Source organism: Ruegeria sp. ANG10 (assembly GCF_040705255.1).
Taxonomy (GTDB): domain Bacteria; phylum Pseudomonadota; class Alphaproteobacteria; order Rhodobacterales; family Rhodobacteraceae; genus Ruegeria.
In genome coordinates this window covers 11,645-36,110 of sequence record NZ_JBFCVU010000015.1, presented here as the reverse complement: position 1 = coordinate 36,110, position 24,466 = coordinate 11,645, and the positions used below count along the sequence as shown (strand labels likewise).

Here is a 24,466-nt window from a genome sequence, read left to right as displayed (position 1 = left end):
ATACAATTTATGAAAGGCGGCCGTTATGGAGGTTTTCGCCACCGCTCTTCCTGCGCTTGGTGAGGCGTGGGGTCTGATCCTGCAACCCATCGTTCTGGGTTACCTTGTTCTGGGTGTTGTCATGGGGCTGGCCGTCGGAGTTTTTCCTGGCCTCGGTGGCATTGCTGGTCTTTCCCTGTTGCTGCCGTTCATGTTCGGTATGGACCCGATCCTGGGTCTAGCGCTGATGATCGGGATGGTCGCAGTTGTGCCCACTTCGGACACGTTCGCATCTGTCTTGATGGGTATTCCCGGCAGCTCTGCTTCGCAGGCCACGGTGCTGGACGGGTTCCCCATGGCGAAAAAGGGCGAGGCCGCTCGGGCTTTGTCAGCGGCCTTTTCGTCTTCGCTGTTTGGCGGGCTCGTTGGCGCGACCTTCCTGACCATGTTCATTCTGATCGCGCGACCAATCGTGCTGGCCTTTGGCCTGCCCGAGATGCTGATGATCACCATTCTCGGTTTGTCGATGGTTGCTATTCTGGCGGGGCGCATTCCGCTGAAAGGCGTCGCCGCTGCGGGTTTGGGCCTGATGGTCGGAACTATTGGTGAGGCTGACGCAGGCGGTTCACTGCGTATGGCAACCTATGACATTCCTTATCTGACGGACGGTCTGAAACTGGTCATCGTGGGCCTGGGCATTTTTGCCGTCCCGGAAATTGTTTCTTTGCTGCGGCAGGATCGATCCATCGCCAAAGGGGCCTCGTTGGGGGCCGGATGGTTGGATGGTGTAAAGGACTGGGCCGCCAATATCTGGCTGTCGGTCCGATGTTCCATCATCGGCGTGGTTGTCGGTGTCATCCCCGGTCTTGGAGGATCGGTCGTCGACTGGATCGCTTATGGCCACTCGGTCCAAACCACCAAGGACAAGAGCAACTTTGGCAAGGGCGAAGTGCGCGGGGTCATTGGTCCGGAAAGCTCGAACAACGCGAAAGAGGGTGGTGGGCTTGTTCCAACCCTTCTGTTCGGTATTCCCGGTTCGGGATCGATGGCGATTTTCATCGGTGCCGTTGCTTTGTTGGGGTCTGGCGACATTGAGGTTGGCCCGAGCATGCTCAAGGACAATCTCAACATTACCTATTCCATCGTCTGGCTGTTGGCATTGGCCAACGTCGTTGGCACCATTCTGTGTATAGCTGCTTCGGGTGGCATAGCCAAACTGACAACCATCCGTTTCACTTATCTGGCGCCGTTCCTGTTCATGCTGATCAGCTTTGCGGCCTTTCAGTCTGGTCAGAATTTCGAAGATCTTCTTGCATTGTTCGTCATTGGCCTGATCGGCATCTTCTTGCGCCGTTTCGACTGGTCGCGCCCGGCCTTCCTGATTGGCTTTGTCCTGTCAAACCCGGTCGAGAAATTCACCAACCAAGCCTTCCAGATCGCCTCTTTCCGGTTCCGCAAGAGCTTTGGCGAGGGAATGGAATACGTGTTCAGCCCAATCGTTATCGTGCTGATCGTGGTTACGGTTGTTTCGATCATTCTAGGTATTCGACAAGCCAAGATGATCATGGCCGAGGGTGACGTGCAGGCAGGCACCAAACGAGCGCCACTGATCTTCCTGCTGGTGATCATGGCCTATCTGATCGTCGCTTTGGTGAACGCCAATATGATCCCCGACTACAACATGACCGACAAGATCATCCCGCTGGTGATCGGCAGCGTGTCTCTGTTCTGTTGCGTCATTCTTTTGATCCAGATGATGCGTCGGCCAGAGGGTGATCCAATCTTTGCAGACAAAGAGATCGCCGGCGAGGACGCGAGCGCGCCTCATGGCCTCTGGTCTACGTTGGCATGGTTCGCCAGTCTGATCGCGGCCACGTGGGTTGTGGGTTTCATTCTTGCCTTGCTTGGGTTCCTGATCGCCTTCTTTCGCATTCGTTCCGGGGCGGACTGGCGGTTAACACTGATCCTGACCGCCTGCGGCATTGGCTTCATGTGTTTCATGGCAGGTGCTCTGAACCGGGATTTCCCGCCGGGTCTGCTGCAAGACATGGTCAGCCTGCCATGGCCACTCAAGTAAGCGGTCCACTGATGCCCGGCCTGATGAGCAGCAGGTCGGGCAAGGCTGAATTCACAAAAAGTCTCACACGATTTGTAAAGGACGGTTCGCCATGACCCAGACAGCAATCCCGTATATTTTCATGCGTGGCGGCACTTCGCGGGGGCCATACTTCCGACGCTCTGATCTGCCCGAAGATCGGGACACGTTAGCTGACGTGCTGGTCGCAGCCCTTGGGGCAGGGCAATCAATCAACATCGACGGGATCGGTGGTGGCACAGCGGTGACCACCAAGGTTGCGATGCTGTCTGTCAGTGACGATGACTGGGCCGATATCGACTATTTCTTCGCACAGGTTTCGGTTGAGGAAAAGCTGGTCGATTTCAAACCCACCTGCGGAAACATCCTGTCCGGTGTCGCTCCGGCTGCGATCGAAATGGGTTTGTTTCAACCAAAGGGTGACGAGACCGAGGTTCGCATTCGCGCGGTCAACACAGGTGCCCGTGTTGTGGCCAAAGTGCAGACGCCGGGGGGTGAGCTGGTCTATGAAGGCGATGCAGAAATCGCCGGGGTACCCGGCCAATCTGCGCCGGTACAACTTAGTTTCATGGGTGTTGTTGGATCTGTCACCGGTGCGTTCCTGCCAACCCGACACCGGCGCGATACAGTGCAGGGGATCGAGCTGACCTGTATGGATGTCGCCATGCCGATGGCCATTGCGCGGGCCTCAGATTTCGGCCTGACAGGGTATGAAAGCGCCGAAGAATTGGATGCCAACCGCGAATTCTTTGACCGGATGGAGGCAGTTCGGATCGAAGCCGGAAAATTGATGGGCATGGGGGACGTGTCAAAATCAGTGACACCCAAATTTGGCCTCGTCGCTCCCGCCAAAGAAGGAGGAACCCTAGCAATTCGGTATTTCATGCCGTGGAAGACTCATCCGACCATGGCCGTTACCGGCGCGCAATGTATGGCGTCTTGCGCTTTGACACCCGGAACAGTCGCCGACGGTCTGTTGGATCGACCCAAGGCAAGCCCGGCTGATGTTGTGCTGGAACATGCCTCGGGCAAAATCGACGTGTTGGTGGACTTTTCAAATGGCCAGGAGTTCAAAGTCAACTCAGCAGGTCTGGTGCGGACCGCGCGGAAGTTGGCGGATGGACATGTCTATGTGCCGGAATCTGTATGGAACGGGAGTTGAAATATGGATCTTAAGTTGGTATACTTCGGTATACAAAACTAGGATGCCGCGATGGATGACTATTCTGAATGCCTTGATATTGCGCGTCAGGAACTCAGGTTGGCGCAGGCGGCCCTAAGACGGGACATGGCGGAATACCCAACACCGATCGCCGGATGCGATGAGCAGTTCAACCATTTGCTTGATCAAAGCGAACGCGTTCGAAATGCGCTTGCCGCACTCGACGCGCAGCATTTTGTGCCGACACCAAGAAAGCTGACAACAGGGCAGGGTATAGAAAGCCGATGAAGGTTCACATTCTGGATGATTGGTTTGACACACTGCAGGGTTTGCCCTGTTTTAGGAAGCTTTCCAACCATGACGTGAAGGTCTGGACTGATCATGTCGAAGATACCGACGAACTGGCCACGCGCTTGCACGAGGCTCAGGCGCTGGTTCTGTTTCGCGAACGCACCAAAATCACCCGCGCTTTGATTGAAAAACTCCCAAACCTGAAACTCATCAGCCAGCGCAGCGTGTATCCCCATGTCGATGTGCAGGCATGCTCGGACCACGGTGTACTGCTGTGTTCGAACATGCATGGTGGAACGCCGTCATATGCCGCTGCTGAACTCACCTGGGCGCTGATCATGGCCGGGATGCGCGATTTGCCTGGACAGATGGCCTCGGTCAAGGCGGGGCATTGGCAGGCCGGAGTGGGCAAAACACTGAGGGGGCGGCAGTTGGGTCTCTATGGCTATGGCCGTATCGCCCGTGCCGTCGCCGGCTATGCCGAGGCGTTCGGGATGAATGTGGTCTGGTGGTCTTCGGACGAAGGCCGGGCACGGGCGCAGGCAGATGGGGTGCAGGTCGCGGCCAACCGCGAAGCGTTCTTTGCCAACAGTGACGTCGTCTCGATCCATGTGCGCCTGAAACCAGACACGCATGGGATAGTCACGGCGTCAGATTTCGCGCAGATGCAATCAGGCGCGCTGTTTGTGAATACATCCCGTGCAGGGCTGATTGTTCCCGGTGCGTTGCTTGACGCGTTAAACGCGGGTCGTCCTGGCAAGGCCGCAATTGATGTCTTTGATACTGAGCCCCTTACCGATCCGAACGATCCGTTGCTGTCGCATCCCAACCTGATCGCGACCCCGCATATCGGTTTCGTCACCGAAGATGAGTTCGACTTGCAGTTTGCCGACATCTTCGATCAGGTGAACGCCTATGCCGAGGGCGCTCCGATCCACATGATCAATCCCGAGATTTGGACCAGCGCAGGATAAGATTGGCCGCGATGGGCGCGCCGATGATGACCAGAACGATCCGCGTCAGGTGGTGAGTGATCACAAAGCCAAGATCCGCCCCCGAAACGATGGCCAGAACCGTCATTTCGGCCTGCCCGCCGGGGGCGAAGGCAAGGAATGCCTCAACCGGCTGACCGAAGCCCAGTGTGGTGACGACAGCAGTGAAGGCGGCCGCAAGTATGGCCAGAACGACGACATAGGCAAAGCCCGCTGCAACAACCCTGCGCAATTCAACCCATGTGACGCCAACAAATTTCACACCGATTCCGCAGCCGATAAAGAACTGCGCCGCAAGGATGGCCTCGCGCGGCGGGCGGGTATGAATGAAGTCCCCCAGGGACAACGCCGCAGTCAGAATCATAGGCCCCAGGATGGACGCGCCGAACAGGCCGATCCGTTCGCCGCCTTTCCAGCCGACAAAGGCCGCCAGAACCATCAGCGCCAGTTCATGCAAGGGCAGGTCGCGGGCGGGCTCTCCGATTGGATTGGTGAGTTGGGCGTCGTAAAACACGGTCAAAAACAAAGGGGCCAGCGTCACGATGATCAGTACGCGCGTGCCATGGATAAGGGATAGGGTGCGCGGGTTTGCCCCGGCCTCGGAACCGAAGATGATCATGTCCTGCAATCCACCAGGCATAGCCGCGTAGAATGCGGTTGTGGTGTCAAAGCCCCAGACCTTTCGAAAAAATGGCACTCCGACCAGCGCGATCAGCAGGATAAAAAACGGGATCAGCGCAATCGAAGCTGCCATCTTTGGTAATTCAACGAATAGGGCGGGTGTAATAGACGCCCCAACCGCAACGCCCAATATTGTGCGGGCCGCGACCGAGACCTGACCAAAACCCTCCATAGGGGCATGAGCTAAGGCAGCAATCAGACAAGCGCTCATTGGGCCGAATAGAAAGGGCAGCGGCAAGCTCAATGCCCAGAATACTCCCGTTCCCACTACTGCAAGGCCGAGTGTTACGGCCCGTCTCAACAACAGAGAAGATGTCTTGAACTGAATGGGCAAGGGGCGGGTTCCGGCGTTGTTGACTCGCTGTGTATCCATTTGTATACACCAGGACACATAATGACAAGAGAGCCCGTGATGACAATTCAGGACGACACTTTACAGCCCGGTCCGCAAGGAAATTCCGCGTATAAGCGTTTGCTTGAAGAGATTCGCGAAGGCACGCTTTTGCCCGGTGAACGCCTGCGTGAGGTCGAGTTGTCCGAACGACTAGGTGTCAGCCGCACCCCCGTACGTGAGGCGATCCGGCAACTTGAGGCCGACGGCCTTGTCACACATGTTCCCCGGCAGGGCGCTACCGTTCGAAGTCTGGATTACGCCGAGGTCATGGAGCTTTATGAAATGCGCGCGGTGTTGGAAGGTACCGCAGCCCGACTGGCAGCGCGCGCGGCGTCAGAAGTCGAACTGGATGAGTTGGACGTGCTGACAGACCGGCTGGCCGAAGCGGGCACCGGTGCAGATACGGCACGGATTAACAGGGTTTTTCATGCCACTTTGCTTGACGCGGCCAAGAACCGGTTTTTGACGAAATCCATGCTGTCGCTTCAAAAGGCGCTGTTGATCCTTGGGCCATCGCAACTGCTGGATGGTGACCGGGCCGAGGCGGCAGTGGCCGAACATCGACGCATCATGATCGCGTTGAAAGCCCGTGATGGTGCTGCGGCCGAGACGGAAATGCGCGCGCATATTCAGGCGGCGCAACGGATGCGGATACGTGCGTTACAGGAACGCGATCGCACAATCGACGAAACCCAGTAGGTAGTCAGGACATGCCCCCCCAAATTGAAGCTTACGATATCGCTGTGATTGGCGGCGGCAATGCTGCTCTCTGCGCGGCGATGACCGCTGCCGAGGCAGGCGCCCGCGTTCTGATCCTTGAAACGGCGCCAAAACCGTATCGCGGAGGAAACTCTCGCCACACGCGTAATTTCCGCTGCATGCACAGATCTCCTCTTGGTCCACTGATCGAAGAATACAGCGAAGACGAATATCTCTCGGATTTGATGAAAGTCACCGGCGGCAAGACCGATGAGCATCTGGCCCGGCTGGCAATCCGTTCTTCAGAAGAGTGCCTACCATGGATGCAGGAACACGGGGTTCGCTTTCAGCCTTCGTTGTCAGGAACGCTGTCTTTGGCTCGAACAAACGCATTCTTCATGGGGGGCGGCAAGTCGTTGGTGAATGCCTATTACCGTACGGCGGCTAGTCTGGGCGTTGATGTGCTTTATGAGGCTGCGGTTACGCATCTGGAACTGAACGGTGACCAAATCGAGTGGGTCGATTACACCTTTGAAGGCCAGTCTCATCGCATCACACCCAAAGCGGTGATTGTCGCCTCGGGCGGGTTTCAAGCCGATACCGATTGGCTTACGCGCGCGTGGGGCGAGCCGGCAAAGAACTTTCTGATCCGGGGAACGCCCTACAACCGGGGTGTGGTGTTGGCAGACCTTTTGGATCAAGGCGTCGAGAGCGTTGGCGACCCGACCCAATGTCACGCCGTTGCCATTGACGGGCGCGCGCCGAAATTTGATGGCGGGATTGTCACTCGTCTTGATTGCGTACCGTTTTCCATCGTTGTGAACAAAGACGCCGAACGGTTTTATGACGAGGGTGAGGACGTCTGGCCCAAGCGCTATGCGATCTGGGGACGCCTTGTAGCAGCCCAACCGGATCAGGTGGGCTATGTGATAATCGATGCCAAGTCGCTGAATTTGTTCATGCCGTCGGTATTCCCACCGTATAAGGCGGATACGTTGGAAGAATTGGCCGGGATGATGGGCCTGCCAGCCGACAAGCTGACCGGGACCGTGGGCAAATTCAATGCAGCTTGTGGTGACACAACGGGCTTTCATCCAACTGAATTGGACGGGGTTGCAACCTCTGGTCTGACACCGGCCAAGACCAACTGGGCCCGCCCGATCACCGAGCCACCGTTCTATGGCTATTCGCTGCGCACCGGCGTGACCTTCACCTATCTGGGTTTCAAGGTCGACGATACCGCACAGTGTTCGACTGGTGACAGTAAGATCAAAAACCTTTGGGCCGCCGGAGAAACCATGGCCGGGTCGATCCTTGGACAAGGTTACTTGGCGGGCTTTGGCATGACCATCGGAACCGTTTTTGGACGCATCGCAGGACGTGAGGCCGCCGCTTATGCAAACTGAACTGATACAAGAGGCCCGTCGTCAGGCCGAAATTTGCAACGCCTGCCGGTATTGCGAAGGCTATTGCTCGGTTTTTCCATCCTTACATGCAGAACGCGCGTTTTCCGATGGGGACATCACGCAACTGGCTAACCTGTGCCACAACTGCCGGGGTTGCTATTACGCTTGCCAATATACAGCTCCGCATGAGTTCGACCTGAACCTGCCCAAAGCTTTGGCCGAGGTGCGGCGGGACAGCTGGGAAAGCGTCGCTTGGCCGCAACCTCTGGCGCGTCGGTTCCACGCCCATGGTGGTGCCATAGCCCTGGCGCTCGTGATAGGATTTGCCTTGCTGTTCTGGGCCATTCGCGCCATTGGATCGAGCGGAGGCGAGGGCTTCTATGCCGTCCTGTCGCATAATGCGATGGTCGCGATCTTTGCGCCTGCCTTCCTGCTGCCGCTCTTTAGTATGGCTTTAAGCCTAAGGCGCTATTGGGTCGAAGTCGGCGGCAAGCCTGTTCAAATTGCGGACGTGACAGCTGCTTTCAAACGCGCTGGTAAGATGCAGGATCTTGCTGCTGGGCACGCAGAGGGCTGCAATTTTGAGGACGAAGATCGCTTCAGCCAAGCGCGGCGACACATTCACCAGGCGATAATGTATGGCTTCCTGTTGTGCTTTGCTTCGACCTCGGTTGCGACGGTGATGCACTATGGCTTTGGCATGCATGCGCCCTATGGGTTCTGGTCCTTACCTAAACTGTTTGGAATTTCTGGCGGCGTTTTGCTGACAGTGGGGTGCAGCGCCATGGTGTACCTGAAACAAAAATCCGACCGCAATCTCGGTGATCCTTCCGCGTGGGGAGGGGAGATCGCTTTTACCCTGTTGCTTGGGTTTGTGGGGTTGAGTGGGCTCGGTCTTTATGCCCTCGGAGCAACAACCATGATGCCAGCGCTGCTTGCCATCCATCTTGGATCTGTCCTGACCTTCTTCGTTTTGATGCCGTATACCAAGATGGCGCACGGTTTCTATCGGCTTGCAGCTCTTATCAGGGATGCGCAAAGGAAAAGAGATTTGATGTCAAACGGTTAAAAACCAATCGCCGCCGGGCGTGGGACAAACCGTATCGCATCATTGGTCTGAAAGTACCGTGGCCAAGGGGTGTCATGGCGAAGAGACAGGGATTCGAACCCTGGGTGGGCTTACACTCACAACGGTTTGCGAGACCTATTTCGACATCAAACGGAAATCCTTGGATCGATACAACAAGGGCTTTGTGACGGCAAAAAAAGTCAAGCACGGCGCGGAGGGCAGTCATTCGCGGCCATTGCATACGGCAATCAGTTTTAAAGATAAAGCAGGCAAACAGGCTATTACGAGTTTGAGAAAAACAGCGAGTAATTTGCCACCGACCGGAGAAGGCGAACATTGGGGCACACCGAATACGGTTGTAACCGTTGAAGCATCGCAGATGGCAGTTGGTGTTCAAATGTGACGGGCGGCGGAGTGAGCACTCTACCGCCCGTTACGCGGTCAAGACCTCAGTCCGCCGCAAGCTCTGTGATTTCGCGGCGGAATGGCAGGTTGTCACCAATATCTTTACCGTCAAGCTCACGCGCATAGCGGTGACCAGCATAAGTTGCCCAGGCGATTGGGCCCGGTGCGTTGGCATCCCCAATCAATTTGACCGACTTGATACCTGCGTCCGCCCATTCGACCTCTCGGGCTTTCAGGTCATTGAAAACGGCGTTGTTTTCAAGGCGTGACGCCACCACCACAACCGCATCCGCCTCAATCTTCCAGGTTCGGTCAGTGTAGACGCAGTTCGAGACCACGTGATCCGGGTGGATTTCGGTGACACCCTGGTTGAGCACGATCTCGACACCTGCATCTACCAGCCGCGGGTGGATTGCGATTTGCTCGAGCGTGTTGTTCGTCCAGTCACTGACATAAGCCGACGGAGTAACCAGTGTCACCTGCGCACCGTGTTTGGCCAGAAGTTCGGCAAGAACGCCGCCCATGTAATAGTGGTCATCGTCATACACCACCACGCGGCCCGATGGGATTGTGCCATCCATCAGATCGTCCGGTGTATAGACCTTGGCGCCTTCAGCAATCGGCATTGGCACGACGTGCTGACGCGAGACCCCGTCGTTGCGCCATGTAGATCCCGTGGCGATGCAGACATTTTCAAAGCCGAACTCCAAAATGCTCTCGGCATCCAACTCGCTTTCGCGATAGATTTCCACGTTCGGACGTTGGCTAAGTTGATAGTCGCGATAGTCCACGACACGGCCCCAGGCCGACAGCCCCGGCAGCAGACGTTCGCGGGCCACGCGACCCCCGATCACGTCACGCGCCTCGGCCACGGCGACGTCATATCCCCGGCGACAAAGAGCCCAGGCAGCCTCAAGTCCTGCGGGGCCAGAACCTACGACCAGCACGTTCGAGCTATCGCCCTTGTCGTTCATCTTCTCTGGGTGCCAGCCTTTGCGCCATTCTTCCATGAAGGTCGGGTTTTGGGTGCAGCGGCTGATTGACATGGTCATATCGCCAGTGATGCAGATGTTACACCCGATACACTCTCGGATGTCCTCGATCCGGCCCTCTTCGATCTTTTTCGGCAGAAACGGGTCAGCGATCGACGGTCGGGCGCAGCCGATGAAATCCAGTGCGCCAGACTTGATCATCTTGGCCATAACATCGGGCGAGGTGAACCGTCCGACCCCAACGATGGGTTTTTCGGTCAATTCATGAATGCCTCGCACCAGTTGTTCCTGGGCAGCCTCTTCTTTGAACCGCGAAGGGCCGGAGCAATCCTCCCAAGTGCCCTGCGCAAGATCCCAGAGGTCGGGCAGGTCTTTGTTCATTTCGATGTAGTCACGCACCTCGGCATTCGAGAAACCCAGATCGCCAATGGTTTCGTCCAACGACACCCGAAGCGTGATCGCCATCGTATCGCCCACGGCATCGCGCATATCGGCGATAACCTCCTGGCTGAATCGGGCGCGGTTTTCCAATGAGCCACCATATTCGTCGCTGCGCTGGTTGGTTGCCCGGCTGAGGAAATGTTGGAAGATACCAAACCCATGCGCGCCATACAGGCAGATCAGGTCGAATCCTGCTTCTTTCGAGCGTTTTGCAGCATTCACGAACCAACGGCGCAGATCCTTGATGTCCTGCTTGTCCAAGGCACGCGCCTGAACTGGATCGTTGGTAAAGGTCCGGATCGGCATGGCAGAAGGGGCCAGTGGCACCTCTTTGGTATAAAGGTTGGGTCCGTTGATGCCTGAATAGGCAAGCTGAATGCCAGCCAGGGCACCATGGGTTTTCATGCGCTCGGACATCTTGCGCAATTGGGGGATGTCTTTGTCTTCCCAAAGGCGCAGCTCGATAAAGGGGGTGATTTCAGACGTATGGTGCATTTCGCACTGTTCGGTGAAGATCACGCCCCAGCCGCCTTCGGCCTTGATGCCTCGCATTGCGGCCGCCGCCGATGGGTCGCGATATCCACCACCGTTGCAGTGAGGCACCTGATAGAACCGGTTCTTGGCTGTCAGGGGCCCGATCTGCATCGGTTCAAACAGGATGTCATAGCGTGGATCGCGCATGGCTGCCTCCTTATGGCTGGCTAAGATGATGAAAGGGCCGTGCCGCCCCAAATGCGGGATTACAGGCCAGCGGCGACTTCGGTGATGGCGTCGCGCAGGATGGCTTCGATACGGTCAATCATCGGCTCGTCCATGATCAGCGTCGGAGACAAGATGAGAACGTTGCCGAGCTGTCGAGCAATCAGACCGCGTTTCTGACAAGCGCGTGCGACTTTCAGGCCAACTTGCGCCTCTGCCGGATGGCCTTCCTTTGTGTCGCGATCCTTAACGAATTCGACCCCCATCATGAAATGGCTGCCACGCACTTCGCCGACCATTTCGATATCGGTCAAGCCTCGCAGGTTGTTTTCAAACTGCTTCCCGGTTGTCTGCACACGCTTAGGAATTCCTTCACGCTCCATAATTGCGATATTGGTCAGACCCGCTGCCGCAGCTGCTGGATGGCCCGAATAGGTCATGCCGTGCAGGAACATACCGTCGGGGCCTGAGATGACCTCGTGAATATCGTCGGAAACGATCGTAGCAGACAGCGGCTGATAGCCCGAGGTCAAACCTTTGGCTGTGGTGATGACGTCGGGCACCATGTCAAACACGTCTTCTGATGCAAAGAAATGGCCAAGGCGACCAAAGGCGGTAACGACCTCATCGGCAACGTATTTGATTTCGTTGACTTGACAGACCTCCCACGCGCGCTTGTGGTAACCTGCTGGCGCGGTCACGACACCACCCGCGCCCTGGATCGGTTCGGCGATGAAAGCACAGATGTTCTCGGCGCCAATACGCTCAATGCTTTGTTTCAGATCGTCGATCAGGGCGTCGAGGAACTCGGCCTCGGTCATATCACCGCCTTCGCGCCAATAATGGGGTGAGCGCAGATGATGCACCAATTCACTGGCCGCATGCCAGCCTTCGGAATAACCGGGCGTGGTCATCGCCATCGCCAGATGGGTCGAACCGTGATAGGCCCCGTGCCTTGACAGAACCAGTTTCTTTTTCGGCTTCCCTTTCCGGATATTGTAGTGATGCAGCATCCGAATGGCACTGTCATTGGCGACGGAACCGGAATTGCCAAAATACACGGCGTTCAAATGACCTGGCGCAAGCTGCGCAATCTTATCAGCCAGTGCTGCCGCTGCCGGGTGTGTAAAATTGTAAAAGGTCGAATAATAGTCCAGCGTTTTCAACTGATTGGAAATCGCCTCAATCATTTCATCATTGCCGTGGCCGATATTGACACACCACAACCCGCCGATGCCGTCGATCAGTTCATTGCCATCGCTGTCGTAAACATATGCGCCCTTTGCTCGCGAGATCACGGTGCGCGCACCTTGCTGCTTAAGTGCGTTTAGATCAGCGAAGGACTGAATCAGGTGTTCGTCCTGTGCAAGAATGTCGAGTGTATCTTTGGCCATGATCAACCCCTTTGTTGTCGCGATGCAATTTCGCTGATCCGGTGAGGCTTGTTAGAAACCACGAACGTGTTGGCGATTGCATACCACCTATATTCATATCAAAGGTTACTTAGGCACATTTGAGGGGTATATACCCCCAGGGGGGTATTCGAAATGTCGACTGTTGAAGCACCAGACGCTCTATCAGCCGCAATAATGGCAATCGGATCAGAAGGGTTCGGCGATGCGCTCTACAAGTGGCTGGATGCAACCTGTTCCTTCGACAACTTCGCAATCATCGCATTTTTTCGGCGCAGCAGCCCAATGGTACTTATGACCCATGCCCGCGACAGCCGCGTTTTTGAGCGGATCGACAGCCACTATGTCAAAGGCGCTTATCTGTTGGATCCGTTTTATGGCCTGCATCAAAGCCGCGCGGCGGACGGTCTTTACAGATTGACCGATGTTGCCCCGGATCAGTTTCAACGGAACGAGTACTTTAAATCCTATTACACAAACACGACGCTGACGGACGAGCTGGCCTTTTACGCCGGTCTCAGCCCCATGAGTTCGATCACTGTTTGTCTCGGCAGGGACGCAACCACCGCATCGCGTTTTTCTAGCAAGGATTTTGGAACCGCAAAATATGTCGCGCCGATCGTCAATGCGCTGGTGAGAAGGAATTGGCCCGATCTGAAGCCCTCGAATGAAAAAAAGCCGGAAGATATCGTCGCGCAACTGCGTCAGCGATTGTCTGTTGAACAAGATATCGGTTTAAGTCCGAGGCAGGCGCAGGTGGCGTTGTTAATCCTGCAGGGTCATTCATCGATTTCTATTGGCCTGACACTGGGTATCAGCCCTCAGACCGTCAAAGTTTTGCGTAAGCAACTCTACAGGAAATGTCATATCTCTTCGCAGGGTGAACTATACTATCTGATCGCGCCGTATCTGTCGGAAAGCGGACAACCGGCTGGGAAACAAGGGCAATTCCCGGCGGGTTAGTCAAAGCCTAATTAAGAGTAAGTTAGACAGTAATTTCGTCTGTTCCCAACTTGTGAAACCTTTACCCGGAAACGTGCAAAACGTGCTGGAGTGGCACAGTAAACGGAACGCCAAAGCGGCCTTTGTTCGGTGTTGGTCGATGCGATGGCTCCGCTCTGATGCCTTCTGTTTTGAATGTGCAAGGTCTTCGGCCCGTTGTGGTCGTTCGCCCGTTCAGGCAGCGCAAGATGCACGCGCACAACGACCTTTTCAGGTCAATTCGAGACGCAGTAATAGGGAACCGACACATGTCCATTGAGAAAACGGATACGCTGGTTGTTGGCGGCGGGCAGGCGGGTATCGCGCTAAGCGAGCACCTTGGAAACAACGATGTGCCCCATATCATTCTGGAGAAGAACCGAACTGCCGAGGCGTGGCGCACCGGCCGTTGGGATGCATTGGTTGCGAATGGACCATGCTGGCATGACCGTTTTCCCAGCCTCCAGTTTAAAGGGGATGACCCGGATGCGTTTGTGCCCAAGGACCGTGTCGCCGAATACCTGGTTGAATACGCAGAAATGGTGAACGCCCCAATCCGCGAGGGTGTTGAGGCGCTGAACGCTGAGCGGTTGCCCGGTGAAGGTGGGTTCCGTGTTGAGACGACAACCGGTGAAATTCATGCCAAGCGCATTGTCGCCGCAACAGGCGCTTTCCAGCACCCGGTTATTCCGCCCATTGTGCCGGAAACGGCTGGCGTCAAACAACTGCATTCCTTTTACTACAAAAACCCCGAGCAACTGCCCGAAGGAGCGGTTATGGTCGTGGGCGCCGGTTCGTCCGGTGCTCAGATTGCGGATGAGTTAAATCGCGCCGGTCGCAAGGTGTTCCTGTCTGTTGGTCCGCATGACCGGCCCCCGCGTCGCTATCGTAGCCGCGATAACGTTTGGTGGCTGGGCGTTCTGGGGCTCTGGGATATGGCCGCACAGAAACCAGGTACTGAACACGTCACGATCTCGGTCAGCGGTGCGCATGGCGGCCACACGATGGATTTCCGCCGCTTGGGAAATGAAGGGGTGACCCTTACCGGGATGACCAAAAGCTTCGAGAACGGTATTCTCAGCTTTGCCGATGATCTCCAACGCAACGTCGCTGCGGGCGATGCCAACTACCTTGAAATGCTGGACATGGCGGACGCCTATATCGCTCGTACTGGTATTGATCTGCCCGAAGAGCCAGAAGCACGAGAGCGGTTTGCTGATCCTGATAGCCTAACCAATCCCTTGACTTCAGTCGATTTTGCCAAGGAAGGCATCACGACAATTATCTGGGCGACAGGCTTCCGTCAGGATTTCAGCTGGATCAAAGCAGATGCCTTTGACGCCAAAGGCGCACCGATCCATCAGCGAGGCGTGTCTGTCGAGCCCGACATCTATTTTCTGGGCCTGCCTTGGCAATCGCGACGCGGTTCAACCTTCATTTGGGGCGTCTGGCACGACGCGAAATACATCGCCGATCAGATCACCATTCAACGCGCTTATGCCGAATACGACGGCAAAGCGGCCATCATCGCCCCCGCCGCAGCGGAATAAGTAGTCAGGACTTCGAAATGGCCCATACACGCATTCGCAAATTCAACACCAAAGAAACCTACCCCGAGCAAAACCTGGACAACGACCTGTGTCAGGCCGTTGTGACACAGGGCGGCAAAACGGTTTACTTGCGCGGTCAGTGCCCACAAAACCTGGATGATGCGGTAAATATCGACAGTCATGATCCGGTCGAACAGACCCACAAAGTGATGCAGAACATCAAACAGTTGATCGAAGAGGCCGGCGGCTCGATGGAGCATCTGGTCAAGGTGGTCGTCTACATCACCGATGTCCGCCACCGTGAGGCTGTTTACCGGACAATGGGCGAGTACATCAAAGGTGTTCATCCTGTTTCGACAGGGCTGGTCGTTCAGGCACTGGCGCGTCCCGACTGGTTGGTTGAAATCGACGGAACCGCTGTTATTCCCGATTGATTCACCAGATCAATCACATTAGCCGGACCGCGCCACTAGTTCTCCTCCAAACAGGCGCGGTCTGGACTTTCTGTTTTCAGGAGAGCCGAATGACTTTTTCACTGGTCGCCCGCTGCGCTGAAACCGGCATGTTCGGTCTGGCGATTTCATCATCGTCACCCGCTGTGGCCGCGCGCTGTTCTTTTGCGCGGGCAGGTGTCGGTGCGGTTGCATCGCAGAACGTTACAGACCCCAGCCTCGGTCCGTTGACGCTGGACCTGATGGAGCAGGGCAAGACGGCACCTCAGGCAATCGAGGCCATGACCGCGAAGGCAAAATTCATCGAATACCGGCAGGTTTTGGCGGTGGATACCGCCGGGCGCACGGCGATCCATTCCGGTCCCAACAGCCTTGGTATCTGGACGCAGGCTCAGGCTGAAAACGTCGCCTCGGGCGGCAACCTTTTGGCCAATGACGGGGTCCCGCAGGCCATCGTCGATGGCTTTCTGTCGGCCTCGGGCCATATCGGCGACCGTCTGATCGCCGCCATGCGCGCCGGATTGGCCGCAGGGGGCGAGGCTGGCCCGGTGCATTCCGCAGGCATGAAGATCGTCGACAAAGTCAGCTGGCCCGTCGCCGATCTTCGCTGTGACTGGACCGAGGATTGCCCCATTGAGGCCATCGCGACTGCCTGGGACATCTATAAGCCGCAACTTGACGCCTACATCCAGCGTGCGCTCGACCCGCGCGAGGCACCGTCTTATGGCGTCCCCGGCGACGAATAATCAGGGAGAAACAGAATGTTGGACAATACCCACGCGGATTGGAAAAGCCTCGCCGCCGGTCTGTCGTTCCGAGGTCAAGCCTTTATCAACGGTAAATTTACCGATGCCGCGTCAGGCAAGACTTTTGACAGTATAAACCCGGCCACAGGTGCGGTTCTGACACGGGTCGCCGAATGTGACGAAGAAGACGTTAATGGTGCCGTTGCAGCAGGCCGTGCTGCCTTTGAGGATGGCCGTTGGTCGCGAATGGCTCCGGGTGACCGTAAGGCAGTGATGCTGAAGCTGGCCGACTTGATCCGGGAAAATCTGGAAGAGATGGCGCTGCTGGACAGCCTTGATATGGGCAAACTGGTAACTGATGCGGCGACTATCGACGCGCCGGGTTCGGCACATTTCTTTCAGTGGTACGCCGAGGCCATCGACAAGGTCTATGATGAGGTGGCCCCAACCGGCCCTGGCGATCTAGCGCTGGTCAGTCGTGTGCCGCTGGGCGTTGTTGGTGCCGTGACCCCTTGGAACTTTCCACTGGACATGGCGACTTGGAAAGCCGCCGCAGCGCTGGCTGCGGGAAACTCGGTTGTGCTTAAACCCGCAGAACAATCTCCCCTGTCAGCGCTTCGCCTGGCAGAACTTGCGGCTGAAGCCGGCGTTCCAGATGGCGTCTTCAACGTTGTTCCCGGTTTTGGGGTGACTGCGGGCAGGGCACTTGGCCTGCATATGGATGTCGACTGCCTGGCTTTTACTGGTTCAACTGCGATCGGCAAAATGTTCATGCAGTATTCCGGCCAGTCGAACCTGAAACAGGTCTGGCCGGAAACAGGCGGCAAAAGCCCCAATCTGGTGTTTGCCGACTGCGAGGATCTGGACGCCGCCGCGGACATGGCGGCCTTTGGCGTTTTTTTCAATCAGGGCGAAGTGTGTTCGGCGAATTCGCGGCTTTATGTGGGGCGCTCGATCAAAGATGCGTTTGTTGAAAAGCTGATAGCCCGCGCGCAAGCAATGCAGCCTGGCGACCCGTTAGACCCTGCATCGAAGATGGGAGCGATCGTCGATGAGAAGCAAACACAAGGCATCATGCGCTTTGTGGACGAAGGTAAGAACACGGCCAATCTGGTGACAGGTGGTGAACGTGTCACCGTGGACGGTAAAGGTTGTTTTGTTCAACCGACCATCTTTGACGACGTGACCCATGACAACCCATTGGCTCGGGATGAGATTTTCGGCCCCGTCTTGTCGGTGATCCCGTTTGACACCGAAGAGCAGGCAGTCACGATGGCAAATGACTCGATCTATGGTTTGGCCGCGTCAGTCTGGACTGACAACCTGTCACGCGCTTGCCGGGTGTCTGACAAGCTGATGGCGGGAACCGTCTCGGTCAACACGGTGGACGCATTGTCAGCCATGACACCATTCGGCGGCATGAAACAGTCAGGCTTTGGACGCGATTTGTCATTGCACTCACTTGAAAAGTATACTGCTTTGAAGACCACGTGGATCAAGTACAAGGCTTAATCCACGGCCAAGCGGAGATGTGCCATTGCCTTTCAGATACACGCTGCGACAGCTTGAGTATTTTGTTGCAGTCGGAAAGGCGGGCAGTATCGCTGCGGCCAGCGACAAGTTGAACGTGTCGTCGCCGTCGATTTCGGCGGCGATAACTCAGCTTGAGGTCGAATTCGGCGTTACCTTGTTTGTGCGCGAACATGCGCGCGGTCTGTCGCTGACGAAGGCTGGACACAAGATCATGGAACGAACCGAGTTCGTTTTGCGTGAAGCCGAACTGCTGGCCACGCTTGCTGGGGAAATCACTGGTAAGGTTCAGGGCATTCTGTCCGTAGGGTGTCTTGTGACATTCGCTCAGATCGTCTTGCCGGGATTGCGGCGCGATTTCGAGGACAGCTACCCTGATGTAAGTATTGAACAGCGTGAATTGAATCAGGCTGACATCTTCAGCCAGTTGCGCCGGGCCGAGCTGGACATTGCACTGACATACGATCTGGACATTCCCACCGATCTTGAATTCCAACCCCTGCACGCGCTTCCGCCCTATGTGGTTTTGGGAGAAGACCATCCCTTGGCAAAGCGGGGCGAATTAACGATTCCAGACCTGCAGGACAACCCGATGGTTCTGTTGGACCTTCCATTCAGCGGTGAGTACTTCTTGTCGTTTTTCCGCGAGGCCAACATAAAGCCCAACATCGCGGAACGCACCGCAGATATGTCGGTGATGCGTTCACTGGTTGCCAACGGATTCGGCTTTTCCATTGCGAATATTCGCCCCTTGAACAGCTTGTCACCGGACGGAAAGAAACTGATCTTTGTGCCTTTGGTTGGAGAGGTGCGCCCCATGCGCCTTGGTCTGCTGCGCGCTCGGGCCGAGAATGAAACAAACACTCTGAAAACCTTTGTCGATCATTGTGCGCACGCCGTGAAATCGGGAACCCTCCCGGGTTTGTGCATCCCAGAGAAAGAGTGATCGCAGGTCCTTAGAAATCTCCTAACCTCTGCTTCGTCATTCCCAGATTTAAGTATTCTGCCTGTCGTATAGGCTAATCTACAATCCCCAACGCAGAGGGGATCAAACCGGTCGGCAATCCGAAAAGCAGGTTCAAGTCGCATGACGTCTACACTGGGTATTCTCGATAAACTGGTTGGCTTTGATACAGTTAGCAAGAACTCGAACCTCGAACTTGCCGCTTATGTCGAAGAGTTTCTAGAGGCACGCGGCTTTGCGGTTCATCGCATCACCGATCCCGGCGGCGACAAAACTGGGCTTTACGCGGAAAAAGGCCCTGACGGTGACGGAGTTCTGCTGTCCGCGCATACGGATGTCGTCCCAGTCGAAGGCCAAAGCTGGACCAAAGACCCATTTCGCCTGACGCAAGAAGGTAACCGTGTCTACGGTCGTGGCACCACCGATATGAAAGGTTATGTGGCGTCGGTTATGGCTTTGGCAGACCGGATTGCCGGGGTTGACCTGCGAGAACCCCTTAAGATCGCGTTGTCCTATGACGAAGAGGTGGGATGCGTCGGCATTCAACACATGCTGGATCGGCTCGCCCCAATGCTGGGCCAGCCCCGCGCATGTTTCGTCGGCGAACCGACTGAAATGCAGGTCGCTATTGGGCACAAAGGCAAAGCTGCGCTGCGCGCTGTTTGCCACGGTCAAAGCGGGCATTCCGCGCTGGCCCCTAAATTTGTCAATGCACTGCATCTTGCAACCGATTTTGTGACCGAGTTGCGTGCGCTACAAGACGTTTACGCCAAGAGTGGTAACAGCGACCCGGCTTATTCTGTGCCCTATACGACCTTCCACGTGGGTATACTGTCGGGCGGCAGAGCCCTGAATATTGTGCCTGACCGCGCTGAGTTGACCTTTGAATACCGTCATCTTGCCTCGGATCATGGCAAGGATATCCTGTCACAGATCCAAGACGCAGCGGTCAGGGTAGGGGCCCGGTATCAGGCCCTATGCTCGGAGGCGCGCATTGAGGTTGAACAGTATAACGCCTATCCCGGGCTGGATGTTGTCGAGACCGAGGGTGTCATCGCTTACGCCCAGAAACTTGCGCAAAGTAACGCCACCACCAAAGTCGCCTTTGGCACCGAGGCCGGGTTTTTCAGCGAGTTGGGGATTCCAACTGTTGTCTGCGGGCCGGGTTCCATGGAACGTCAGGGACACAAGCCGGATGAATATCTTGAAATCGAACAGCTGAACGCGTGCGACGCGATGATGGATCGCATCCTCGAAGACATCAGCCGCTAAACAACACCCCCTTACTGAAACCGAAAAAGCCCCCGTAAAAAACGGGGGCTTTCGCGGCAGGAATAGGGCCTGAATTACTTCTTCAAGTTGGTCCAGATCTGGTCATAGACCGCCTGGGTTTCCTCATCACATACTTCGATGAACACGCCCGAGCCTGCATTGGCATGGGGGTTCTTTTCGGGTTGTTCAGCCAGCGCCGGGTCGAGGAATTCACCCACACCGTTCACACCAGCGTTGTACTGCGCAAAGTTGGACACGGCTGCGATATTCTCGGGCTCCAACAGGAAGTCCATGAATATCAGCGCGTTCTCGCGGTTGGGGGCGTCTTTTAGCAGAACGACATTGTCCATCCAGGCGATGTAACCTTGTGTCGGAAAGGCGTATTCCACATTGGCGCCTTCCTCGCGCGCCTTGGCAGAGAACCCGTCATAGATCTGGCCTACGGCTGCGTCACCGGAAACCAGAACCTCTTTCGCGGTATCCGAATTGAACGACGCCCAGTGCTGCTTAGCTTCTTGCAGCATGGCATTCAGCGCCTTCAACTGCTCGCGGTCAGTGGAACATTGCGGGATACCCATATGCAGCGCGGCCATGGCCATCACTTCGCCCTGGCTGTCCAGCATGTTGATACGGCCTTGCAGTTCAGCTGGCGGATTGAACAGAATATCGGTGGTTTGAATATCGCCGTCATACGCATCGCGGCTGACTGAAAAACTGGTCGAGCCCCACTGATACGGGATCGAAGACTGCCGACCGGGATCAAAACCGGGATCGGCCCATTCCTCGGCGATGTTGCCCTTGTTCTTCAATTCACCGTCGGCGATTGTGTCCAACATGCCTTCGCCGGCCATGATCGACACCATGTAATCGCCAGGCACCGATACATCATAGGTCCCGATACCACCGGCCTTGAGCGAGGCCAGCATCGCCTCGTTCGAGTCGTAGGTGTCCATGGTGACATTGATGCCGGTTTCTTCGGTGAACTTGTCCAGCAGCTCTTGCGGGATGTACTCAAACCAATGGTACAGAACCAGTTCACCGTCGGCGGCGGCAGCGTTCGCGCCAATGGTCAAAGCAATGGCAGCAACGCCGCTTCTCATCATATGTTTCATGTGTCTCTCCATCTGTTGGTTATTTTGTGTTGTCAGACTTGCTGACGAAATAGCTGATCGTGACCATGAGGATGGACACACTCAGCAACATGGTCGAAATCGCCATGATATTCGGTTTGATCCCTTGTTTGACCGAGCCAAAGATCGCCGTTGGCAAGGTCTCGACCCCGGCACCTTTCACGAAGTTGGTGATGATGAAGTCATCCAGGCTGACGATGAAGGCCAGCAGAAAACCTGATATGATGCCGGGCATCATCAGCGGGAGGAGGATCTTTGTGAATGCCTGCCGCTTGGTAGCATAGAGATCCAGTGCGGCCTGCTCAAAACTGTCCTCGATCCCCTGCATCCGGGCCGAGATCGGCAGGTAAGCAAACGGAATACAGAAGGCGATATGGGCAAGAAGGATGGTAAGTAGCCCGCGTTCGAATCCGATCGAGTTGAAGAAGATCAGGGTCGCGACGGCCAGAACGATCTCGGGCACCATCAGCGGCAGGCTGATCAATCCAAAGGACAATGTGCGAAAGCGGAACTTGCCACCTCGAACCATGCCAGTTGCGGCCAACGTTGCGATTGCAGTCGCCGTGGTTGCAGCAATGATCGCAATGATAAAGCTGTTCCTGGCAGCCGTCTTGAACTTGCCGCTTTCAGGCCCGGTGAAAACATCCGCATACCAACGGAGCGAAACGCCTTCCCAGTTGGTCAATGATTGGGACGCGTTGAAGCTGTAGATCGTGACAACCAACAAAGGCGCATAAAGGATGACCAGACACAACAGGGTGATCCCCTTGAAGCCTGTGTATGACTTGATGTCGAATTGCTTGCTTGCCATGGATCAGCCCCCCGCCTTGTCGGCTTTGGCCTGCTGGCGGGCTGAGAACATCAGAATGATCAAGACCATTGTCAGCAGGATCATCGACGCGGCTGCGCCAAACGGCCAGTTGCCGGCGTTGCCTTTGAACTGTTCCTCAATCAGCGAGCCGATCATAAAGTTTTTGGCGCCACCCAGAAGATCGGGTGCAAGAAACGACCCCATCGACGGAACAAACACCAGAATACAGCCCGCAAACACACCCGGTTTGACCGCAGGAAGCAGCACGCGGCGCAGCGTGGTCCATTTCGATGCATAGAGGTCGGCCGCGGCTTCGGACAGGGCAAAGTTGTACCGCTCAACCGCTGCATAGATCGGCAACACCATGAAGGGCAGGTATGAATAGAACAGGCCGAGCTGCACTGCAAAGTTGGTGTTAACAATATGCAGGGGGCTGTCGATCAGGCCGATATTCATCAGAAAGTCGTTCAACGGTCCCTGATCGCGCAGAAGGAATTTCATCGACACGGTCCTGATCAACAGGTTCACCCAATAGGGGATGGTGATCAGGAACACCCAAACCGGACGCATGCTTTCGGATCGGGTGGCGATGAAATAGGCCGTTGGAAAGCCGATCACGAGGCTGAGCAATGTAGCAGCACCTGCCTGCCAGATCGAGCGCCAGAAAATCGTGATATAGGTCCATTCTATCTTAGGGGGATCGTCACCGAACAGTCCTCGATCAAAGAAGAACTGATCATAAGCCGCCAGCGAGAATTCCCAAATGACGCCGCCGCGGAACTCTTTCGTCAGGAAAGAGTAGATCAGCATCATGATGACCGGCGCCAGAACCAGAATGGCCAGTGTCACCCATGCGGGCAGCAGAAGCCAGGTTCGCGCCTCTTTATATGTATCTGTCGTTGCGCTGCCGCCGCTTGCCGCACCCGCCGCCATTAGTCGATCAGGAGGCGACCAGCCCCCAGCTCCATGTTGACATACATTTCGGTGCCCGGCTCAAAAATCCGCTTGTTGCCGCGGTCTGAGTTTGAGGTGCGTACGACAAAATCTGGGCCATCCTGCAGATCCACGATGGTTGTGATATCTGTGCCGACAAAGATGTTTTCCTTGATCCGCCCTTTCAGGCTTTCGGTTTCTGCAGGGCTGTCCGACATAAACAACCGCTCTGGCCGGATCGACATGTGAACCTTGGAGCCGACGCCAACCCCCTCAACCGAGTTGCAGGTCAACTCATGCCCACCGCCAAGGTGACAAGTCGCACGGCCATTCGCGATATCGTCAACGGAAACCTCCAATAGGTTAGTCTCGCCAATAAAATCAGCCACAAACATGTTGTGCGGACGCTCGTAGATATCCGTCGGAGACCCCAGTTGCTGCAGCTCGCCAGCAGACATAACCGCGATGCGATCGGACATGGTCAACGCTTCTTCTTGGTCGTGGGTCACGAAGATAAAGGTGATCCCGGTTTCACGTTGCAGATGCTTCAGTTCAAGCTGCATTGCTTTGCGGAGCTTCAAATCCAACGCGGACAGGGGTTCGTCCAACAACAAAACCTTGGGCTGAGGCGCCAGGGCGCGTGCCAGCGCAACACGCTGTTGCTGGCCACCTGACAACTGGCTAGGCTTGCGGGCCGAGAACTGAGAGAGCTGTACCAATTCCAGCATCTCACCCGCTTTCTTACGCGCTTCGGATTTCGAGGCCCCGCGCATTTCCAACCCGAATGCAACATTGTCCAAAATGGTCATATGCGGAAACAAAGCATAGTTTTGGAAAACGGTGTTCACCGGGCGTTTGTTGGGAGGCAGGTTCTCGATTTCATCTCCGTATAGGTAGATCGCACCTTGGGTTACGGCCTCGAACCCGGCGATCATTCTAAGGAGAGTTGTCTTGCCGCAGCCAGACGGACCCAGAAGAGTAAAGAACTCATTGTCCATGATCGACAGCGAGATCTTCTTGAGCGCCGTAAAATCGCCGTAACGTTTTACCGCGTCCCGCACGTCAATCGCGATATTTTCTTTGTCAGACAATTGCGCCTCCCCTGAGCATCGCGAAATTCCATTCAGGTATATACGGGCTGCGTTGCCGTCCTAAGAATTGACTTCCTCACCAAACATTAGGATTTGCCTAATCATTTTTATTATTGCAATTAATTCAATGCATTATCGTGGTTCGGCAAAATTTTCCGGCAAAAAGAAAAGCCCAGTTAACATGTTTGAAGTGTCGCATTTTTCCCTGCAGTGATCCCGTCAGCGATGGGAGCAACCGTTATTTAACGCGAGAGATTTTCAGTGACCTAAATACCAGAACTATTGTTCT

22 protein-coding genes are annotated in these 24,466 nt (G+C 55.8%); 15 read left to right on the top strand and 7 right to left on the bottom strand.

Going from position 1 to position 24,466, the window contains the following annotated elements; all coding sequences use genetic code 11:
• Positions 1-25 precede the first annotated feature (25 nt).
• From AB1A64_RS21390 to AB1A64_RS21375, 4 genes are all read left to right on the top strand, one after another.
• Complete coding sequence (locus AB1A64_RS21390) at positions 26-2,056, top strand: tripartite tricarboxylate transporter permease (protein ID WP_366554050.1); 2,031 nt, start codon at positions 26-28, stop codon at positions 2,054-2,056.
• Positions 2,057-2,147: 91 nt separating this feature from the next.
• Positions 2,148-3,236, top strand: coding sequence for a 4-oxalomesaconate tautomerase (locus tag AB1A64_RS21385; RefSeq protein ID WP_366554048.1), 1,089 nt, complete (start codon positions 2,148-2,150; stop codon positions 3,234-3,236).
• Positions 3,237-3,287: 51 nt separating this feature from the next.
• The gene (locus AB1A64_RS21380) at positions 3,288-3,524 is read left to right on the top strand and encodes a hypothetical protein (RefSeq protein ID WP_170548831.1); all 237 of its coding nucleotides are present in this window, start codon (positions 3,288-3,290) and stop codon (positions 3,522-3,524) included.
• Positions 3,521-4,501, top strand: coding sequence for a D-2-hydroxyacid dehydrogenase family protein (locus AB1A64_RS21375; RefSeq protein WP_366554046.1), 981 nt, complete (start codon positions 3,521-3,523; stop codon positions 4,499-4,501). The genes AB1A64_RS21380 and AB1A64_RS21375 overlap by 4 nt, the downstream gene beginning before the upstream one ends.
• Here the strand turns inward: AB1A64_RS21375 and AB1A64_RS21370 are convergent.
• Positions 4,470-5,573 (bottom strand): AbrB family transcriptional regulator, encoded by a 1,104-nt coding sequence (locus AB1A64_RS21370; protein ID WP_366554044.1) that lies wholly within the window; start codon positions 5,571-5,573, stop codon positions 4,470-4,472. The two genes, AB1A64_RS21375 and AB1A64_RS21370, sit on opposite strands and share 32 nt — an antisense overlap.
• Before the next feature lie 39 nt (positions 5,574-5,612).
• On the opposite strand from AB1A64_RS21370, the gene AB1A64_RS21365 reads away from it, so the two are divergent.
• From AB1A64_RS21365 to AB1A64_RS21350, 4 genes are read left to right on the top strand one after another with little or no spacing between them, the layout of a single operon-like run.
• The gene (locus AB1A64_RS21365) at positions 5,613-6,293 is read left to right on the top strand and encodes a GntR family transcriptional regulator (RefSeq protein ID WP_366554064.1); all 681 of its coding nucleotides are present in this window, start codon (positions 5,613-5,615) and stop codon (positions 6,291-6,293) included.
• 11 nt (positions 6,294-6,304) lie between these two features.
• Positions 6,305-7,699: an FAD-dependent tricarballylate dehydrogenase TcuA gene (gene tcuA, locus AB1A64_RS21360; RefSeq protein WP_366554042.1), complete on the top strand. Its 1,395-nt coding sequence runs from the start codon at positions 6,305-6,307 to the stop codon at positions 7,697-7,699.
• Entirely contained in the window at positions 7,689-8,768 is a 1,080-nt protein-coding gene (tcuB, locus tag AB1A64_RS21355; protein ID WP_366554040.1) for a tricarballylate utilization 4Fe-4S protein TcuB, read from the top strand. Before tcuA ends, tcuB begins: the two co-directional genes overlap by 11 nt.
• 19 nt (positions 8,769-8,787) lie before the next feature.
• Complete coding sequence (locus tag AB1A64_RS21350; protein ID WP_366554038.1) at positions 8,788-9,171, top strand: hypothetical protein; 384 nt, start codon at positions 8,788-8,790, stop codon at positions 9,169-9,171.
• Between the two features lie 46 nt (positions 9,172-9,217).
• Here the strand turns inward: AB1A64_RS21350 and AB1A64_RS21345 are convergent, their stop codons facing one another.
• Both AB1A64_RS21345 and AB1A64_RS21340 read right to left on the bottom strand, forming a co-directional pair.
• Positions 9,218-11,287: an FAD-dependent oxidoreductase gene (locus tag AB1A64_RS21345; RefSeq protein WP_366554036.1), complete on the bottom strand. Its 2,070-nt coding sequence runs from the start codon at positions 11,285-11,287 to the stop codon at positions 9,218-9,220.
• A gap of 59 nt (positions 11,288-11,346) precedes the next feature.
• Positions 11,347-12,699, bottom strand: a complete 1,353-nt coding sequence (locus AB1A64_RS21340; RefSeq protein WP_366554034.1) for an aminotransferase class III-fold pyridoxal phosphate-dependent enzyme — start codon at positions 12,697-12,699, stop codon at positions 11,347-11,349.
• A 153-nt stretch (positions 12,700-12,852) separates the two neighbouring features.
• Between AB1A64_RS21340 and AB1A64_RS21335 the strand changes: the two genes are divergently transcribed.
• The 7 genes from AB1A64_RS21335 (at position 12,853) to argE (ending at position 20,212) form a co-directional block, all read left to right on the top strand.
• On the top strand, positions 12,853-13,680 hold the full coding sequence (locus AB1A64_RS21335; RefSeq protein WP_366554032.1) for a LuxR C-terminal-related transcriptional regulator: 828 nt from the start codon (positions 12,853-12,855) through the stop codon (positions 13,678-13,680).
• A 287-nt stretch (positions 13,681-13,967) separates the two neighbouring features.
• Complete coding sequence (locus tag AB1A64_RS21330; protein WP_366554030.1) at positions 13,968-15,248, top strand: NAD(P)/FAD-dependent oxidoreductase; 1,281 nt, start codon at positions 13,968-13,970, stop codon at positions 15,246-15,248.
• Positions 15,249-15,265: 17 nt separating this feature from the next.
• Positions 15,266-15,682 (top strand): RidA family protein, encoded by a 417-nt coding sequence (locus AB1A64_RS21325; RefSeq protein WP_170330089.1) that lies wholly within the window; start codon positions 15,266-15,268, stop codon positions 15,680-15,682.
• 89 nt (positions 15,683-15,771) lie between these two features.
• Entirely contained in the window at positions 15,772-16,446 is a 675-nt protein-coding gene (locus AB1A64_RS21320; RefSeq protein WP_366554028.1) for a DUF1028 domain-containing protein, read from the top strand.
• 15 nt (positions 16,447-16,461) lie between these two features.
• Positions 16,462-17,958 (top strand): aldehyde dehydrogenase, encoded by a 1,497-nt coding sequence (locus AB1A64_RS21315; RefSeq protein ID WP_366554026.1) that lies wholly within the window; start codon positions 16,462-16,464, stop codon positions 17,956-17,958.
• Positions 17,959-17,983: 25 nt separating this feature from the next.
• The gene (locus AB1A64_RS21310; RefSeq protein ID WP_366554024.1) at positions 17,984-18,922 is read left to right on the top strand and encodes a LysR substrate-binding domain-containing protein; all 939 of its coding nucleotides are present in this window, start codon (positions 17,984-17,986) and stop codon (positions 18,920-18,922) included.
• Between the two features lie 141 nt (positions 18,923-19,063).
• Entirely contained in the window at positions 19,064-20,212 is a 1,149-nt protein-coding gene (gene argE / locus AB1A64_RS21305; protein ID WP_366554022.1) for an acetylornithine deacetylase, read from the top strand.
• Positions 20,213-20,286: 74 nt separating this feature from the next.
• On the opposite strand, the gene AB1A64_RS21300 is transcribed toward argE, so the two are convergent.
• Genes AB1A64_RS21300 through AB1A64_RS21285 form a run of 4 tightly spaced genes read right to left on the bottom strand, consistent with a single transcriptional unit; the run spans position 20,287 to position 24,177 of the window.
• The gene (locus AB1A64_RS21300) at positions 20,287-21,324 is read right to left on the bottom strand and encodes an extracellular solute-binding protein (RefSeq protein ID WP_366554020.1); all 1,038 of its coding nucleotides are present in this window, start codon (positions 21,322-21,324) and stop codon (positions 20,287-20,289) included.
• 19 nt (positions 21,325-21,343) lie between these two features.
• On the bottom strand, positions 21,344-22,153 hold the full coding sequence (locus AB1A64_RS21295) for an ABC transporter permease (RefSeq protein ID WP_366554018.1): 810 nt from the start codon (positions 22,151-22,153) through the stop codon (positions 21,344-21,346).
• A 3-nt stretch (positions 22,154-22,156) separates the two neighbouring features.
• A complete protein-coding gene (locus AB1A64_RS21290) occupies positions 22,157-23,086 on the bottom strand; it encodes an ABC transporter permease (RefSeq protein ID WP_170348689.1) in 930 nt (309 codons plus the stop codon).
• Positions 23,086-24,177, bottom strand: a complete 1,092-nt coding sequence (locus tag AB1A64_RS21285; RefSeq protein ID WP_366554016.1) for an ABC transporter ATP-binding protein — start codon at positions 24,175-24,177, stop codon at positions 23,086-23,088. The genes AB1A64_RS21290 and AB1A64_RS21285 overlap by 1 nt, the downstream gene beginning before the upstream one ends.
• Positions 24,178-24,466: the final 289 nt, after the last annotated feature.